The organism is Caballeronia sp. KNU42 (assembly GCF_053760385.1).
Map to the genome: position 1 here is coordinate 129,577 of NZ_CM132388.1, position 17,769 is coordinate 147,345.

The 17,769-nt window shown below is 62.7% G+C and carries 10 protein-coding genes; 8 read left to right on the top strand and 2 right to left on the bottom strand.

Annotation, left to right across the window (positions count from 1 at the left end):
* Positions 1-175: 175 nt before the first annotated feature.
* Both ACSOSP_RS00495 and ACSOSP_RS00500 read left to right on the top strand, forming a co-directional pair.
* Complete coding sequence (locus ACSOSP_RS00495) at positions 176-661, top strand: hypothetical protein (protein WP_455308954.1); 486 nt, start codon at positions 176-178, stop codon at positions 659-661.
* Between the two features lie 177 nt (positions 662-838).
* A complete protein-coding gene (locus ACSOSP_RS00500) occupies positions 839-3,427 on the top strand; it encodes a mechanosensitive ion channel family protein (protein ID WP_455308956.1) in 2,589 nt (862 codons plus the stop codon).
* 53 nt (positions 3,428-3,480) lie between these two features.
* On the opposite strand, the gene ACSOSP_RS00505 is transcribed toward ACSOSP_RS00500, so the two are convergent.
* Positions 3,481-4,023: a cysteine dioxygenase gene (locus tag ACSOSP_RS00505; RefSeq protein ID WP_455308958.1), complete on the bottom strand. Its 543-nt coding sequence runs from the start codon at positions 4,021-4,023 to the stop codon at positions 3,481-3,483.
* 144 nt (positions 4,024-4,167) lie between these two features.
* On the opposite strand from ACSOSP_RS00505, the gene ACSOSP_RS00510 reads away from it, so the two are divergent.
* Together ACSOSP_RS00510 and ACSOSP_RS00515 are read left to right on the top strand one after the other, a co-directional pair.
* Complete coding sequence (locus ACSOSP_RS00510) at positions 4,168-4,650, top strand: Lrp/AsnC family transcriptional regulator (RefSeq protein WP_031363833.1); 483 nt, start codon at positions 4,168-4,170, stop codon at positions 4,648-4,650.
* 122 nt (positions 4,651-4,772) lie between these two features.
* Positions 4,773-4,979 (top strand): hypothetical protein, encoded by a 207-nt coding sequence (locus ACSOSP_RS00515; RefSeq protein WP_031363834.1) that lies wholly within the window; start codon positions 4,773-4,775, stop codon positions 4,977-4,979.
* Between the two features lie 60 nt (positions 4,980-5,039).
* Here the strand turns inward: ACSOSP_RS00515 and ACSOSP_RS00520 are convergent, their stop codons facing one another.
* Positions 5,040-7,763, bottom strand: a complete 2,724-nt coding sequence (locus ACSOSP_RS00520; protein ID WP_455308960.1) for an FUSC family protein — start codon at positions 7,761-7,763, stop codon at positions 5,040-5,042.
* A gap of 265 nt (positions 7,764-8,028) precedes the next feature.
* Here ACSOSP_RS00520 and recC point away from each other — a divergent pair, with 265 nt between their 5' ends.
* From recC to arfB, 4 genes are read left to right on the top strand one after another with little or no spacing between them, the layout of a single operon-like run.
* Positions 8,029-11,409, top strand: a complete 3,381-nt coding sequence (recC, locus tag ACSOSP_RS00525) for an exodeoxyribonuclease V subunit gamma (protein WP_455308961.1) — start codon at positions 8,029-8,031, stop codon at positions 11,407-11,409.
* On the top strand, positions 11,406-15,101 hold the full coding sequence (recB, locus tag ACSOSP_RS00530; RefSeq protein ID WP_455308962.1) for an exodeoxyribonuclease V subunit beta: 3,696 nt from the start codon (positions 11,406-11,408) through the stop codon (positions 15,099-15,101). The genes recC and recB overlap by 4 nt, the downstream gene beginning before the upstream one ends.
* Positions 15,098-17,143: an AAA family ATPase gene (locus ACSOSP_RS00535; protein WP_455308964.1), complete on the top strand. Its 2,046-nt coding sequence runs from the start codon at positions 15,098-15,100 to the stop codon at positions 17,141-17,143. The genes recB and ACSOSP_RS00535 overlap by 4 nt, the downstream gene beginning before the upstream one ends.
* Positions 17,140-17,553 carry an alternative ribosome rescue aminoacyl-tRNA hydrolase ArfB gene (gene arfB / locus ACSOSP_RS00540; protein WP_235210661.1) on the top strand — a complete coding sequence of 138 codons (414 nt, stop codon included), beginning with the start codon at positions 17,140-17,142 and terminating at the stop codon, positions 17,551-17,553. The genes ACSOSP_RS00535 and arfB overlap by 4 nt, the downstream gene beginning before the upstream one ends.
* The last annotated feature ends 216 nt before the right edge of the window (positions 17,554-17,769 follow it).

Sequence of the window (17,769 nt, forward strand, 5' to 3'; positions counted from 1 at the left end):
AGGTGTTACCGCGATTTATCGGGGGTACACCCGAAACCCGGCCGAACGGCCAGCATCGCCGGGTCGAGAGGAAGGGGGTGGCGCGGACGGTTATCATGGGGTTCGAATGAGCCGTTGATGCGGTGAATGTAAAAATCGGGTGACTGCAACCTGGTCGCCCAACAGGACAATGACGATGCCAAAGAACTGGATGAACCGGCTGGCCAGCGCCGCGGTTGCGCTTGGACTACTCGCCGCGTGTGAGAAGCATGATGCCGCGGCGGGGCAGGTCGCCGGTGCGCTGAACAATGTAGCCAGCCAGGCTGGCCAGAAATACGATCAGGCGGCGAGCTATGTCGACCAGCAGGTCGACTCGGTCAAGCAGTCCGCGCAGCAGAACCTGCAGTCGGCGGGCACCTTGCCGGATATGTCGGCGAGCGGCGTGGCGGCAGCCGCGCGGGCCAATCTGGCGGGCGCGGCGAGCGCGACAAACGCGGCGATCATCAACGCTGCAAGCGATACCGGCGCAGGCCTGCAGGCCGCCGGGCACAAATTGCAGGACTGGTCGGCAAGCTCGGCCGCGGGTCAAAGCGGGACGAGCGCAGCATCGGGAACAAGTGCGGGCGGCTCGTCCGGTGTGTCGGCAGACCCTGGGAACGCCCGCTCGGATATGGACAAATAGTGACGGGCGGCACGAGTCATGTAACTTGCCGCGCTGTTCAATGCCGTAAATACGGCGTTTGCGGGCCAACAACTCGTTACACGCGTCGTTACCTGCGTTACCGTTTTGTCTAAAGATTATTTCTGCGCAGCGGCTAAACTGGCGGTCTTTTTCCTTTTTTGCCTTTTGCGCACAGCCATGAAACCAAGCCGCATCCGGGCGCTCGCTGGCGCGCTGGTAGTCGCCGCGTTGGTCAGCTCGGCGCTCACAGTTTTCGCCCTGAACGCTAACGCCGCGCCCCCGGCGCTCACGTTGCCGTCGTTTCAGGAACTCATCAACAAGCCGGCGGCATCCGGCCCAGGCTCGACGTCTGCGGCGGCTCCCGGAGCGGCTTCCGGTGCGATCCCCGGTACGGCGGACGCCACGTCCGGTCCGGCTGGCGACGTGGATCTGACGCGCTCGCTCGACACGGTCATCTCCACGCTGGATAACGACCGGGAACGCACGGCGCTGGTCGCACAGTTGAAAAAGCTTCGCGACGCCAAGCATGACGCCGAAGCCTCTGCGCAACCGGCTGCCTCATCCGCTGCGTCCGACGGCTCGGGCGCGGCAGTGCTGCCGGAGGTGGCTGCGGCCTCGTCGGCAAGTTCGACGACGGCAGCATCGTCGGTCGTCGCTGCCATCACCCCCAAAACGGGGCTGCTCGGGGCAATCGCGTCGGGGCTGACGAACATAGAAGCCGACTTCAGCCGAGGCCGTACCCCGTTGAACTATTGGGGCGGCCGGCTGAATGCCGCGGGCAATGAGCTTTTCACCATTGTCTCGGGCCAGAGCCGCGAGAGTTTTGGCCACACGGTGCTCAACTTTTGCCTGATGCTGGCTGGCTGGGGCCTCTGCGCTTTCCTGCTGGTCTATTTCCAGCGGTATTTGCACGCGCGTTACAACGTGCATTTCGGGTTGCGCGCCAACCCGACCACCAGCCAACTTTTGATCTTCGCGCTGCGGCGGGTCGGGCCATACCTGTTCGCGTTTATCGCGGCGCTGACTTTTGTGCGGCTAATGCCTGTGTCGCTCGGCCGCACGCTCGCGATGGTGACGGCGTACGCGATTGTCGCGGGCGCGGTGTTTTCATCGATCTGCCTGATCATGTTCTCGCTGTTCGGCTCGGCGCATAGGCGGGTGGCGGTGCATCTGCTGATTCTGCATGCGCGTCGCCTGTTGTTTCTCATCGGCACGCTCGGCGCACTGGGCGACGCCGCGTCGAACTACGACGTGGCGCAACAACTCGGGACGAACCTGTCCGGGCTCCTCTCGACAGTCGCGAACATGGGTGCGGCGATCCTGACGGGTTATTTCACGCTGGCGTTCCAGCGGCCCGTGTCTCATCTGATCCGCAGCCGTTCCTATGAGCAGCGCAGCCAGCACAAGGCCGCAACCGAAACCTTCGAGGTAGTCGGCTCGCTCTGGCAGGTGCCCATGCTGCTGCTTGCAGCGGCTTCGGTGATCGCGACGCTTGCGGGTATCGGCACCTCCGAGAACGTCCTGCAAATGGCGATCGCCACCGCCGGCTTGCTGGTGGTCGGACTGTTTCTCAGCGCTGTCGCGTTGCGCGTCACGCGATTGCCGCAACGTAAGACGCGCCGGCAATCGGCGTATGTACGGCGGCTTTTCAGGTTTTTCGGCCGCATGGTCGTGCTGATGATCTGGCTGGCCTTCCTCGAACTTGCCTCGCGTTTCTGGGGTTTTTCGCTCACCAAACTGGCGGAAGAAAGCGTGGCCGCGCGTGGTATCACGCACGCGGTGAGCGCGATCCTGCTGACGATTCTTATCGCGTGGCTGGTGTGGATCCTGATCGATACGGGAATTCAGGAAGCGCTCAACCCGAACACGCCGCGCGGCAAAGGGCGTGGTCCGAGCATGCGCGCGCGCACCATGCTGCCGCTCATTCGCAACGTGGTGTTCGTGGGGCTTCTGTGCGTCGCCGGGATCATTACCGCGGCCAATCTCGGGCTGAACGTGACGCCGTTGCTTGCCGGCGCCGGCGTGATCGGGCTGGCGGTGGGCTTTGGTGCGCAGTCGCTGGTGGCCGATTTGATCACGGGACTTTTCATCATCATCGAGGACACCATCTCTGTCGGTGATTCGATCGAGGTCGATGGCGGCCATGCCGGCGTGGTGGAAACGCTGACCATTCGTACCGTGCGGCTGCGCGACGGGCAGGGCGCGATTCACGCCATCCCGTTTTCGCAGATCAAGGTGGTGAAGAACCTGTCGCGCGATTTTGCGTATGCGGTGTTCGAAGTGCGGGTGCCGTTTTCCGCCGATGTCGACCAGATCACGCAGATGATTCGCGAGGTCGGTGCGGAATTGATGGCCGATTTTCGATACCGGCGCGAGATGCTTGGGCCGATCGAAGTGTGGGGGCTGGATCGTTTCGATCCAAACTGGATGGTCGTGAAAGGGCAGATCAAGACCCTGCCGCTGAAGCAATGGAGTGTCGCGCGGGCATTTAACGTCAGGGTCAAGCGCAAGATGGACGAAATCGGCATGGATGTTCCGGTGCCGCAAATGCAACTGCGGGTGTCGAGAGAATCCGGGAGCAATGACGCGGACTTGAACGACTTGGAAGAGTTGACGGAAGCGGCGCCGTTGTCACCGGTGGAGCGCAGTGCGGCAACCATGGCCCGCGACGTCTCACACAAGTCGCAGCCCGCGCCGCCACCGACAGATCAATCCGTGCAAATACCGCCGCAGATCCCAACGGCGTCTGAACCGGGGAAAGCGTAGGACGGGTTCGCACGCGAGGTTGTTTCAGTACGACCGACCTGCGCCGACGCGTTCTAAACGGCAACCATGACGAGATCATTGACGTGCGTCGAAATGCGCGCACCGGACACGCCATAGACATGCAGTGAGATCGCGGTCTGTCCCGTCGCCGATGCGTTGCCCAACTGGTGAATTGCCCCGCGTCCTGCGCTAACAAACGACACCGCACCGCGCGTCCGCTCGTGGCAACGCGTTTGAACCGCACGATTCGTGTCGGCATCCCACGCGAACAGCGTTTCGGACAGCGTTCCTTCGAGCACTGTATAAGCGCACCACGTGTGATGGCCATGTACCGGGCTCGCCTGGCCGGCTTGCCAGACGAGCGCGGCGACGGCATAGCGGCCGAGCGGATCGGCGAGCAGCAGATGCCGCCGGTAACAATCCTGCCCGCTTTCGTGCTGGGAATCGGTCAAAAGGCCGGCTGCGCTGGACAAGCCAGTGAGAGCCGTCCGTACGCCAAGCGCGAACTTCGCCGACGATGGGTCGAGACAACAGGCTTGATCGAGTGCATCGGACAACCGCGCGAGCGGCGACTTTGTAGCGAGGGCAGAGGTCATGGCGAGGCTCGTCAGGCAGGCGGAATCAGGCAGAAAGGAGCGGAAAGTCGAGCTTCTTTTATACCGGTTTGCATGTGGAAAAAGTTTCCATATAATTTCGCCAACACACGGAAAAGTAGAATAATTTCCTATAAGGGGCGGGCTGTGGGCATGGACCTTATCGATCGCAAGTTGCTGGAGCTGCTGCAGGAAGACGTGACAATGCCGATTGCCGAGCTGGCGACACGCGTCAATCTCTCGCAGACTCCATGCTGGAAACGCGTGCAGCGGCTGAAGGAAACCGGCGTGATCCGCGCTCAGGTCGCACTGTGCGATCCGCGCAAGCTGGGGGTCGGGACCACGGTATTCGTCGCGGTGAAGACCAATCAGCACACGCAGACCTGGGCGGAGGACTTCACGCGCGCGGTGCGCGACATTCCCGAAGTCGTCGAGGTGTATCGAATGAGCGGGGAAACGGACTATCTGATGCGCGTGGTGGTGTCGGATATCGACGATTACGACCGCGTCTACAAGACGCTGATTCGCGCGGTCCCGCTTTACGACGTGAGTTCCAGTTTCGCGATGGAACAGATCAAATATTCCACTGCGCTGCCTGTGCGCGCGCCGCTCGGAATCACCGGGAACTGAGGTTTTGTGGCGAACGTGGAACGCGTTCTGCTGATGGGAAGGGAGGGTTGCCGCAATCCTTCTGAAATCCATGTCGGGTAAGATCGTGCGCTTCGTCCAATCCCACTCAGAGCTTCGATTTCATGACCGATGACCGCCGCAAAAAGGCCCCGACGCGGAAGAACCCCACCTTCGCGATCAGTATTCTTATCGTGGTCGTGGTGCTGCTTGTGATCGGCACATTGTTCTTCAACGCGATCCGTGACAAGCGCGAGTACGAAAGAGAGAATCCGCCGGAAGCAGCGAGCGCGACCGTTCCCGCTGCGGCTGCGACGGGTGCTTCCCAGTAACGTTCTTTTGACCGGCCGGTTCTGCGTACTTTTACGCGTAACGGGGCGATGCCCCGTCCGTCACTCCGGCAGGTTGATGAGGCTCGCATCCTTGCGAATCAGGAGCGACGCCGTCAGCATCTGCTTGCACTGGTGCGCCAGCAGCTTCAGATCCTGGACGGCATCGGCCGGGATATCTTCGGCGCGCTCCGCGCCCACCACCATTGAATCCAGTTCGCGCGTAAGCAGCTTCGACTGCTCGGCTTGATCTTCCGGGACGGCCACACCGTCCTGCGCCTGCGTTAGATTGTCGCGGATAACGCTCAGCGCGCGCTGCACGGGTTGTGCTGCGTGACCCGCAGCGGATTTCCCCACCGACTGCAGCAACGGCCCCGCCGCCGTGATCTGCGACGCAAGCACGTGGCTGCGAATCAGCAGGTCGTTGAGTTCAGGCACGAACTTTTGCTGTGCCTTCGGTTCGAGCATCATGCGCTGAAACGCCTGGGCGAGATTCGCAAACGCGATATGCACATTCTTGCGCGCAAGGCGATAGCGGAAGTCGCTGTCGAGCGCCTCCGCCGCAATGGCTGCCGCCGCGGAGGCGCCAGAAATGGCGGTGGCGGCCGCGCTTTCTCCGGTGACGTTTTTTTTCTTCGATGCCGCGGCGGACCGATTGATGCTCGTTTCAGCAATGGCCGGTTGATCCGGTGCCTTGGTTGTCGCGTCCGCGTGTGTCTGGACCGGACTGTCCGCTTGCTTCATGGGTGCAGGGGAATGCGCATCGCCGGATGGATTCGCGGTTGACGCGGCGTGCGCTTGTTCATCGAGCTCTGTCGCCATCTCGTTGATTGCGAGGCCTGCTGCGTTGCTTTCGTTCGACTTCGCCGTCGCCTCCAGAGCGCTTTGCCGGAAAGGCCTGTCCCCGCCTCCACTTGCCGAGCTGGAGGAAGCATTCTCCAGCGTCGCGAGTTCCGATTCACCGGCTTCGACCCGCGCAAGCGCGGCTGTTGCCGCTTGCGCTGTGCCTGCGTTGGCATCGGCGAAAAAATTGGCGTCCGCTGTGCTCTTCGCTTCAGCATGAGCGGCAGGCTTGCCGGTCCACCACCAGCTAGCCTCGAGGTAATTTCTCATTGCGCCGATCATGTCGCGCACTTGCGTGCCCATCAGCCGGTATTCCCAGTACGGAAACAGATGGCTGGCGGCAATGGCGATCGCGCATCCGACGGCGGTGTCAATGGCGCGTTCGCCGATCAGCCGCATGCCGCCCGGCGCAAGCAGGTGCAACATCAGCAACACGTAAGCCGACGTGAACACCACGCTCGCCGTGTAGTTGAAGAGCAGCAGGCTGTAGCTCATGACCATGCAGGCGAACATGGCGACCAGCAACACGTGCGGGTCCTTCACCACCAGGATCAGCCCGACGCACGCCGTGCAGCCGATAGCGGTGCCGATGATCCGCTGCACGTTACGCTGTTTGGTGAGCGAATATCCGGGCTTGAGAATGATGACTGTTGTCATCACGATCCAATAGGCGTTGGTGAGCGGGAGCAGCCGTCCGAGCCAAAACCCCACGCCCACTGCAATGGTCACGCGCAGTGCGTGCCGGAAGCTCGGCGAGGCCATTGTCAGGTTCGAAAAAATCTGCATGAACGGCACGCGCCGGCTTGACACGAAACGCGACAAGGTCGGATCGACGCGAATCACCGTTTCGGTAATACTCGGATCGTGCCGAGTCTGGCGACGCATTTTATCGATCAACCGCGTCGCACTCCAAAGCCTTCTGAACGCGGCGGACACTGCGGAATAGGCTTCCGGATTTTTCTGCGGGACGTCGTGCCGGCGCATCTGGTCGAGCTCGTATTCGATCGCGCGCAACTCGGCCTTCACGTTGATTCGTGCCCGCGCCGGCCGGTTTTGCAGCACGGCCAGGCCGATATCCTCGAGATCGAGTGCGGTCTTTCTCATCAAGTCCCGATAGAAGATCAGGATGTCCTGTCCGCCGAAGGTGTTGCGCACGAGCGGGTAATCGGTGTGCGCCCCCACAAACATCTCATGCAGGTCAACCACGTTGATGAAGAGGTTGAAGAGCATGACGCGGCGCGCATCGAGCTTGCCGCTTCTCAGTTTCGGCAGGTTGCGCAGCACGATGTCGCGCGCCGCATCCTGGCGCTCGACCGCGGCAATCTGATTTTCGATCAGCTTTCGGTAACACTCGTCGAGATTGGCGTCGAGATCGTAGAAAGCCGAGCGCGCGAGCAGGTACTCGGCGCACCTGAACACGCTCTCGGCCAGCGCCTGGCGCTCGATGCGATAGACGAGCGAGCGGCTGACAAGAGTCGCCCAGTAGGTGTACCAAAGGCCGCCGAGCAGCATCCATGAAGCGTTGACGAGCGCCTGCATGGGCGTGAAATGCTCTTCCAGCGTCACGATCATCATGAAGAGCGTGGCGAAGCTGATCTGCGGCCAGCGGTTGCCGTACACCACGACCAGCGACAGCACGAACGTGAGCGGCACGACAGTCAGCCACAGCGTCACCGCGTTCGCGCTCGCAATGCCGGTAGCAAGCGCCGACAAGAAGCCGATCACCGTACACGCCAGCATCTCGTTGTGCTTGTACTTCAGCGGCCCCGGCATGTCGACCACGCTCGCACCCAGCGCGCCGGTCGCAATAGTGAAGCCGAGTTCACGATTGTGAAATACAGTCAACATCAGGATGGCGGGCAGCGACACGCCGAGCGCGATCCGCAAGCCACCGAAGAAGTACTGGCTATAGATAAATTTTCTGATTTCTAGCGAGTAACGCATCGACTTCCTAATTTGCTGCCCGGGTATTTTCGGGGTGTCTCCGGGTTTCTCTATTTCCGCCATGGACTCGGCATGCCATACCGGCAAACCCGGACCTGACTCAATGTGGCTTCGAGTCTAACCCAACTCGACGCCATGCAAACCTAGGCCGTTCGGACGAATGCCGGTTAAGAACGGCCTTTGCTATCCTGTCGTTTCACCTCGCGACACGTCCGTCGTTTTGGCCGTTCGAGCCGTTGCCTTTCATGCCCAACTAGCAGGATCCATGCTCGAACTTTTCTATTCGAATCGCCATGAAACGCTGTCGCAGGCGCTGCTCGACGACGTCGCCGCGTTCGCGCTGAATGACGGCGATCCGTTCGCGAGCCAGACGATCATCGTGCCGAGCGCAGCGGTGCGCCGCCGGCTCGAGTTGGACATGGCCGCACGCTTTGGCATTTGTGCAAACGTGGACCTGTGTTATCTCGCGCAGTGGTTGTGGGCCCGGATCGGGGACGTTTTGCCTGTGCCCGAGCATTCACCGTTTGCGCCCGACCGGCTGGTGTGGCGCTGCTTCCGGCTGCTCGGTGCAATGACGGAGGCTGCGCCGGAGAGCTCGTCGCGACTGCGCGCCTATCTTGACGCTGCCGACGACGCCATGCGTTACGAACTCGCACGGCGTATCGCAACCGTGTTCGATCACTATTTGACGTATCGGCCGGAATGGCTGCTGCACTGGCAGGCAGGAGGGTCGATCCTGGCGTCGGCCGGCGGGGCAATTGATGCAAACGGTCCACGCCTGCCGAACGCCACGGCTATCCAGCGCGAAGACGAACGCTGGCAGGCCGCGCTGTGGCGCGCGCTGCTCGCCGACCTCGCACAGAACGCAGGCGCTCATGATCCCACGCCACCCGCGTACCGCTTCCTGACTGAATCACCAAAGCTCGATCTCGACGCCGTGATGAAGGCCGAGTGGCCGGAGCGCGTGAGCGTGTTCGCGTTGCCGACCATGCCGCCGTTGCATATCGCGTTGCTGCGCGAGTTGTCGCGATGGATCGACGTACGGATCTATGCCATCGATCCGTGCCGCGAGTTCTGGTTTGATATCGTGAGTGAGGCGCGGGTGGAGCAGCTTGAACTGGCGGGGAAGCTGGACTTCCAGGAGGTGGGTCATCCGCTGCTCGCCGAATGGGGCCGCCAGACGCAGGCGCAGTTGCATATGCTGCGCGAGTTGACGGAGAGCGCGGCCTCACGCGAGGCCAGCCATTTCGAGGAGAATCCTGCGCCCACTTGGCTCGCTCGCGTGCAGAACGCGATCCTCAATTTGAGCGAGGTCGCTGAGCCTGACGAAGCGCTTGAACCCGGTATCGAAATTCATGTATGCCATAGCTTGTCGCGGCAGCTTGAAGTGTTGCACGATCGTTTGCTCGGCTGGTTCGACGAGATAGATGGGTTGCAGCCGTCGGACGTGCTCGTGGCGTTTCCGGATCTCGCGGCGGCGGGACCGCTCATCGACGGGGTGTTTGGCACCGCGCCTGTTGGCGTGGCCGGTGAGCGCCGGCGGATTCCTTATCGGATCACGGGTTTGCCGCCGTCGCAGGCAAATCCGGTTGCGCGCGTGCTGCTTGACTGGCTGGCGTTGCCTGAACGCAGCGTGGGTGCGCCCGAGTTGATCGAATGGTTGCGGGTCGACGCGGTCGCGGCGCGTTATGGCATAGATGCCGTCGCGCTGGAAACCGCGCAGACATGGCTTGCGGCGGCCGGCGCCCGGCGCGGGCTTACGCCCTCGGCCGTCACTGCCGCCGACGTGCCCGCGGCCCGGCACACGTTCTCCGACGCTCTCACGCGCTTGTTCCTCGGCTATGCGCTGCCCGACGGTGGCGCGCCGGTCGACGAATGGTTGCCGGTTGGCGGCGCGCAAGGGTCGGATGCCGACTTGCTCGGCCGGTTGGCGCGATTTATCGACGACATCGATGCGTTCGGCGAGCGTATAGCCACACCGCGTACGCCGCAGGCCTGGACGCAAGTGCTGCTCAACGCGCTCACGCAATTCTTCGATGCCGGTCTGCCATTCGCGGACTCGATCGCCGATGTCCGTTCGACCCTCGATGCACTGATGCTTTCCATGAGCGAAGGCGCTGTCGACACTGAAATTGCCGCCGACGTTCTGCGAACAGCACTCACCGAAGCACTCGACGACGCTGCGCGCGGCGGCGTCCCATGGGGCGGCGTGACGTTTTCATCGCTGACGAGCTTGCGCGGATTGCCGTATCGCGTGGTCTGCCTGCTCGGCATGGACGACGGCATGTTGCCGAGCCTCACACGCGCCGACGAATTCGACCTGATGGCGAGTTTCGGCAAGCTCGGTGACCGGCAGCGTCGCGATGACGAACGCAACTTGTTCCTCGACTTGCTGTTGTCAGCACGGGACCGTTTGATGATCGCGTACACGGGCCGCAGCATTCGCGACAACGCCGCGTTGCCGCCGGCCGCGTTGATCGACGAATTGCTCGACTATCTGCAGGAAACGGTGGCGGGCGAGGGGGCGTCGCCGAAAGAGCTTGAGGACGCGCGCCGCCGCTTTGTGTTCGAGCACCCGTTGCAGCCGTTCGCGCCCGAGTACTTCAGCGCGCCATTGTTCACCTACGAGCCGGAGCGCGCGGAACTGGCGCAGACGCTCGCGCTCGGCAAGATAGAACCGTCAGTGAAATTCTTTAGTGAACCGTTGCCGGCGGAAGAGGTTGAACCCGTTGCATTCGATGACTTCGAGCGGTTCTGGCGTCATCCGGCGCGCGCTATCTTGCGGGATCGGCTCGGCATCGCGCTCTTCGACGCCGAGACCGAACTCGGCGATACGGAACCGTTCACGCTCGAATACCCGGGCCGTGCCGCGTTGGCCGAGCGGGTGTTGCCCGCGTTGCTCGAGCTTACCGCCGACAATGAATCGCGCGGACTCGATCGTGCGCGCCGGGTCGCGGGTGCGAGTCCGGAAATGCCAGGCGGTGCGACGGGCGGCGTGTGGCAATCGCGGGAAATCGGCGCGTTGCATTCGCTAGCCAACCGGGTGCGGGTCGCGACAGCGGAAGGCGCGACCCGCTTGCCATTCACGCTGGATATCAAGCCGCGTTGGCCAGATGCCGAGTTATTCGGCCGCGCCGACGCCACATTGCAAGCCGACGCGTTGCAGCCTCTGCAGCTTCACGGCACCTTGAATTTGCTCACTGACGAAGGCCAGATCATTTACCGATACGACGTGCCGCGCGCCCGCGACTATCTCTCTGCATGGCTCGCACATCTTGCTTATTGCGCCGCGTTGCCCGATGGCCCGCGACGCACGGTGTGGCACGGCCGCGGCGCGCAATCGAGCGGCTTTGAACTAATGCCCGTCGACGATCCGCACGCGCACCTCGCGACGCTCGCCGCGTTGTATCGCGCCGGGCGGCGCTTGCCGCTGCGGTTCTTTCCGAAGAGCGCATGGACGTGGGTCAAGGAGAGCGAGTCCAAAGCGCAGGGCGTGTGGGTGTCGGACAGGACGCGCGGAGAATCCGACGATCCCGCGTTGCGCATCGCATTTCGCGGCGCTGAACTGAGACTCGATGACACTTTCGCCTCGTTGGCCAAGATCGTCTTCGAGCCGTTGATCCTGCACATGCGGAGCGACGCATGACGCATACCGAACCGACCACAACGACCGCCAACATGGCCGAGGAACTCGATGTCTTCGAGTGTTCGCTCGACGGCGTGAACCAGATCGAAGCATCGGCGGGAACGGGGAAGACCTGGAACATCTGCGCGCTGTACGTTCGGCTTCTGCTGGAAAAGAAGCTTGCTGCCGATGCGATCCTTGTCGTCACGTTCACGAAAGCGGCCACGGCCGAACTGCATGAGCGCATCCGTTCGCGGCTCGTCCAGATCGCGCACGCGATGGAAACCGGTGACACCGCGAACGACGCGTTCCTGGAACGCCTGTTCGAGACTACGCTTGAACGGATTGAACCCGACGAAGCGCTCAAGCGCATCAGGATTGCCCTTCACACCTTCGATCAGGCCGCCATCCACACGATCCACGCGTTTTGCCAGCGAGCGCTGCAAGAGGCGCCGTTTGCTGCAACCATGCCATTCGCGTTCGAATTGGAAGCCGACGACAGCGCGTTGCGCTTCGAGATGGCGGCTGACTTCTGGCGTGAACGGGTCGAGCCGGCCGCCGCGAGGGATTCATCGTTCGCGGCGTGGCTCGTGAGCAAGGGCGCGGGACCGGCATCGCTCGACGCGCAGCTTTCGCGCCGGCTTAAAAAGCCGCTCGCCACGTTGCGCTGGGGTGAATCGGAGCTTGCTCACCGCGAGGACGCGCAAGCGCTGTTCGATACGGCGTGCGCAGTGTGGCACGCCGAGCGTGACACTATCGTGCAGTTGCTGATCGACGCCGAAGCGAAGCTGAGCAAGACCACGCACAAGCGCACGCTGATCGACGCGGCAATTGCTGCGTGGTCCGATTATTTCGCCGACAACGACTGTCACGCTGCGCCGCCCAAGGAAGCGCTGAAGCTCACGGCGAGCGCGTTGAAGAAAGGCACGAAAGTGAAGAACGAGCCGCCCTCGCACGTGTTCTTTGAACACGCCGAGACGCTTGCCGCAGCCGCTGCCGCCGCGGAAGCGGCGCAGCGCGCGGCATGGCTTGGCATCGTGCGCGAGTGGCTTGACTACGCGCCGCTGGAATTGGCGGTGCGCAAGCGGACGAGGCGCGTGGTGTCGTTCGATGACTTGCTGTCCAACCTGTATCAGGCGCTCGACGCCAATCCGTGGCTTGCCGATGCACTTCGGGCACGTTATCCGGCTGCGTTGATCGATGAATTCCAGGATACGGATCCGCTGCAGTTCGCCATCTTCAACAGCATCTTCGCGCCGCAAGGGCCGTTGTTTCTGGTCGGCGATCCGAAGCAGGCCATCTACAGTTTTCGTGCGGCTGACTTGCATACGTATTTGACGGCGCGCGAGCAAGCGTCGGCGAGATATACGCTTGCCGTTAACCAGCGCTCGACTGAACCAATCATCAATGCCTGCAACCGCATTTTCGGCACAAATCCGGCGGCGTTCATCCTCGATGGACTGACATACCAGCCGGTGCGTGCAGGCACACGCGAGCGCAAGCCGTTCAACGACATCACGGCGTCAGCCGCCTATTCCGATACCGCCGATTTCTGCGTATGGATGTTGCCGCAAGGCGATTCGGCGTTGTCGAAAACGAACGCCAACCGTCAGGCGGCGGAAGCTTGCGCGGCAGAGGTCGTGCGGTTGTTGCGCGGCGCTCAAAACGGCGAAGTAACGATCGGCGACAAGCCCCTGTCGCCCGGCCAGATTGCCGTACTTGTGCAAACACATCGGCAAGGCAGTCTTGTCAAGCGGGTGCTCGCAAGCTGGGGCGTGGGCAGCGTGGAACTGGCGCAGGCTTCGGTATTCGGTACGTTCGATGCGGAGCAGATCGAGCGATTGCTGGCCGCCATCGATACCCCCGGCGACTTGCGTCGCTTGCGCGCGGCGCTTGCAACGGACTGGCTTGGGCTCGACGCCGCCGCGCTGTGGAACATGGAGCATAGCGAAGCGGTAGAAGGTTCCGACGCAACCGATGCCATGAGCTGGGTCGAACGTTTCTCGCGTTACCGGATGCTATGGCACGAGCGCGGTTTTGCGGTGATGTGGCGCACGCTTGCGCGTGAGCTGCTGATCGCGCAGCGTCTTGTTGTCGGTCCGGACGGCGAGCGCCGCCTGACGAACGTCAATCATCTGGCTGAGTTGATCCAGGCGCGTGGCGCGGTTCAACCCGGCATTGCGCCCACGCTGCGCTGGCTGGCCGCGCAGCGCGCAGAGCAGGGCGGTGGAGAAGATGCGCAGTTGCGGCTCGAATCCGATCGCAATCTTGTGCAAATCGTCACGGTGCATAAATCGAAGGGCCTGGAATACGCGGTCGTGTTCTGTCCGTTCCTGAACGACGGCGCGTTGCGCGACCCGCCGTCCACAGGACTGCCCGATGCCCGCGAATACCACGACGACGGAGCGGCCATTCTGCACTACGGCTACACCGACGAAGAGGGTGAACGCGCGTCCGGACTCGCCACGCGCGAGCAAGCCGCTGAACGCGCGCGGCTCGTCTACGTTGCGCTCACGCGCGCGGTGTACCGGTGTTACGTGGTTGGAGGCGTGTATCTGATCGGCAAATCCGCGAAGGAATCGCGGCGCAGCGTGCTGAACTGGTTGGTCGCCGGCGCTGGCCATGCGTTCGGTGACTGGCTCGCCGAGCCGCCCGAAGAAGACGATGTGATCGGAAGTTGGCAAGCGCTTGCGACAGGCTCGATCTCCGTTGAACCCCTGCCGGTGATCGACGTGCGAGAACCGCTCGTTGTAACCCGCGACGCGGGTTTCACGCCGCGGCCTCGAACGAGTCGTCGCGCGTTGCGTGACAGTTGGCGGACCGCCAGCTTCAGTTCGATGATCGCGGCCGGCGCACGTGAGGAATCGAATCAGGCGTTGCCCACGGACGAACGCCCCGACCACGACGGGCGCATCGACGCACTCACGCCGATCGAGACGCCATTGCCCGCAGCCCCGATCCAACTCGGTGCCGACGATATCCTCTTATTCCCGCGAGGCCCGTCGGCGGGCGAGTGCCTGCATCGCATGTACGAACTCGCGGATTTCACGGACCCCGCCACGTGGCCCGAAGCGATCGAGCGCGCGTTACATGAACATCCCATTCCCGTTTCAGCATCGGATGCGCTGGCCGCCAATCTCCCAGCAATGATGGCGCGTCTTCTCGCCGACACTGTCGCAACCGGTCTCGTACACGGCATGCGTCTCGACACCATTTCCACCAAGCGGCGCATGAATGAACTCGAGTTCCTGTTCCCCGCAGAATCGCTGGATTTCCCGTCCTTGCGACGCTTGCTCATCGCGCATGGCTTCCCCGACGTCGCGCTGGAAGCCGGAACCTTGCGCGGCTTCGTCAAGGGGTTCATCGACTTGATCGTGGAGCATGAAGGTCGGTTCTGGATTGTCGACTGGAAGTCGAATCATCTTGGACTGACAGCCGCCGACTACGACGAGGAAGCGCTCGACGCCGCCATGGCCTCGCATGCGTATCATCTGCAGGCGCTCTTTTATACGGTCGCGCTGCATCGCTATTTGCGCTTGCGATTGCGTGACTACGCGTTTGAGCGGCACATCGGCGGTTATTTGTATTTGTTCGTGCGCGGCGTACGACCCGATTGGCGCAATGCTGACAGGCCGGCTGGAGTGCATGTGGGCAAGCCATCGCTGGAACTGATCGAGGCAATCGATCGACTGATGCAAGGAGTTGCCGCATGAACGCGCCCGACCTCACTCTCGTCTCCGACGACAGCATCGCGCTCGCTGACGGATTCGCGCGCCGGATAGGCGCGTTATCGAAGCGCCTTCAGGGAAAAGCCGACAACGTACACTGGGCCCAGCGCGCGGCGTTTGCAGTAAGCCGCGCGACCACGCAAGGGCACGTGTGTATCGCGCTCGATGCACTCGCGCAGCGCTATGGCGAAACCGTGGGCGCGGTACATGCCGCGCTGCTGGCAAGCGGCGTGGCGTGTGACGGCCGGGAAGCTGCCGCGGACCTGCTGCCTCTCGTTATAGATTCCAACCGGCGGATTTATCTCGCCCGCTATTTCGACTACGAACGGCGGCTCGCGCGGGCGCTGGTCGAACGTGCCCAGGTGTTTGCTGATGCGCCCGATCCGGCTGAATTGAAAGCGCGCGTAGGGCGCTATTTCACCGAGTCAAAGGATGACGGCATTGACTGGCAACGCGTGGCCGCGCTCGTCGCGTTGTCGGGGCGTCTCACCATCGTGAGCGGCGGTCCGGGAACGGGCAAGACAACGACGGTTGTCGGTGTGCTCGCTTGCCTTCTCGACGAGAACCCGGCTTTGCGCATCGCGCTCGCGGCGCCCACGGGCAAGGCGGCACAGCGCATGCAAGAGGCACTGGTCGAACGCGCCAATGTATTGCCGCCGGAGCTGGCCGCGCGTTTGCCGCGCACGTCGTTCACGCTGCAGCGTCTGCTCGGCACGCAGGCGAACGGGCGCTTCCGGCATCATCGTGACAATCCGCTGCCGTTTGACGTGATCGTAATCGACGAGGCATCGATGATCGATGTCGCACTGGCCGCGCATCTCCTCGAAGCGGTTGCTCCCGGTGCGCGACTCGTGATGCTTGGCGACAAGGATCAACTTGCCGCCGTGGAAGCAGGCGCTGTATTCGCTGAGTTGAGCGCTCGGCCCGTTTTCAGCGATACAGGCGCCGCGCGGATTGCGGCAGCGCTGTCGATGCCGAAAGATCGGTTCATCGACGCGTTGCCGAACGACCGTGGCGGTGATGCTGAAGCTGATGATCATGCCGCGCTGCTTGAAATCGAACCCATGTGGATCGACGAACCCGGCTATCTGATCCCGGACGACGGCACCGATGCTTACGATGCCCTCGGCGACTTGCCCGAAGTCAACTGGCATCCGGCGGCGCCTGTCGCACTCGATCAAGCAGCTATCAGTCCGTTGACCAATTGCGTCGTGTGGTTGCAGCGTAATTATCGGTTCGGCCTGGATTCTGATATTGGCAGGTTGTCGGTCGCCATCCGACGCGGTTCCGTTGACGACGCGCTTGCCGCCTTGACGCCCGGTAGTCAGGACAACCCGGTGAGAGCGGCGCTGCTTATCGACGATGCGGGAGCTCATCTCTCCGAGCGCACGCTGGCGCGCCTGAATGCCGGCTTCGAACCGTACGCGCGAACGCTCGCCAAAACGCTTGCGGAAACGCTCGAAGGGGGAACGGGGGCGGCAGCGCTTTTCGATGCGCTCAACCGCTTTCGCATCCTCGCCGCGACACGTCATGGTCCGCGTGGTGTCGATGAAATCAACGCGCGCGTATCGGCGTGGGTCCGGGCGGCTGCATCGGTCACGCTGGGCGCGGGCGCTCAATGGTTCGCGGGACGGCCGGTGATCGTGACGCGCAACGACTATGCGCTGGGCGTGTTCAACGGCGATATCGGCATCGCGCTGCCGGCGGCCAGCGGCGCCATGCAGGTCTGCTTCCGGATGGCCGACGGAACGCTGCGAATGCTCTCTCCCGCCGCATTGCCGCCCCACGAAACGGCATTTGCGCTGACAGTCCACAAATCGCAGGGCTCGGAATTCGAGCATGCCGCGCTGGTATTGCCGAGCGCGTTTGGCCGCATGTTGTCGCGGGAACTGGTCTATACGGCGATCACGCGCGCGCGAAGCCGCATAGACGTGATCGGCTCGGCGGACGTCTTCGCGCAGGCCGTCCGCACACCTACGCGGCGTGATTCGGGTCTGGCCGCGCGCATTGCGGAGGCGGCATTGTGAATCATACGATCGAGTATGTGATCCAGCCGAACGAAGTCGAACTGAGCGCCGTGCGGGCACAGGGCGCGGGCGGTCAGAACGTCAACAAGGTGTCGAGCGCGATTCACCTGCGCTTCGACATCCAGGCGTCGTCGCTGCCGGACACGATCAAGATGCGCCTCCTCGCGCTACGCGACAGTCGCATCACGCGCGACGGGGTGATCATCATCAAGTCGCAGGAACACCGCACGCAGGACATGAATCGTGCGGCGGCGCTTGCGCGGCTCGACGAGATGATCCAGCGCGTAAGCGTGACACGCCGCACGCGGGTCGCGACGAAACCGACCCGGGCGTCGCAGTTGCGAAGGGTCGATGGAAAAGTGCGGCGAGGCGCGGTGAAGGCAACGCGCGGACGAGTGGTGGGTGAGTGAGGCGCATCCAGTCCATCTCGTAAGGCGATTCGCTTCGGGCCTGGTCAACAACGAATGTCGACGCGCTTCGCCCGGCAGAGTCCCGTTGGCGACGAAACGCATATACCGGCTCGCAACGCCTGTGTGAATGCCGGTTCCTCGCCACGCGCACTTACGCGTGGCGAGGAATTCGACGCATCGGCGCCGCTTATAGCCCTGGGAAGCCAAGCCCTGCCA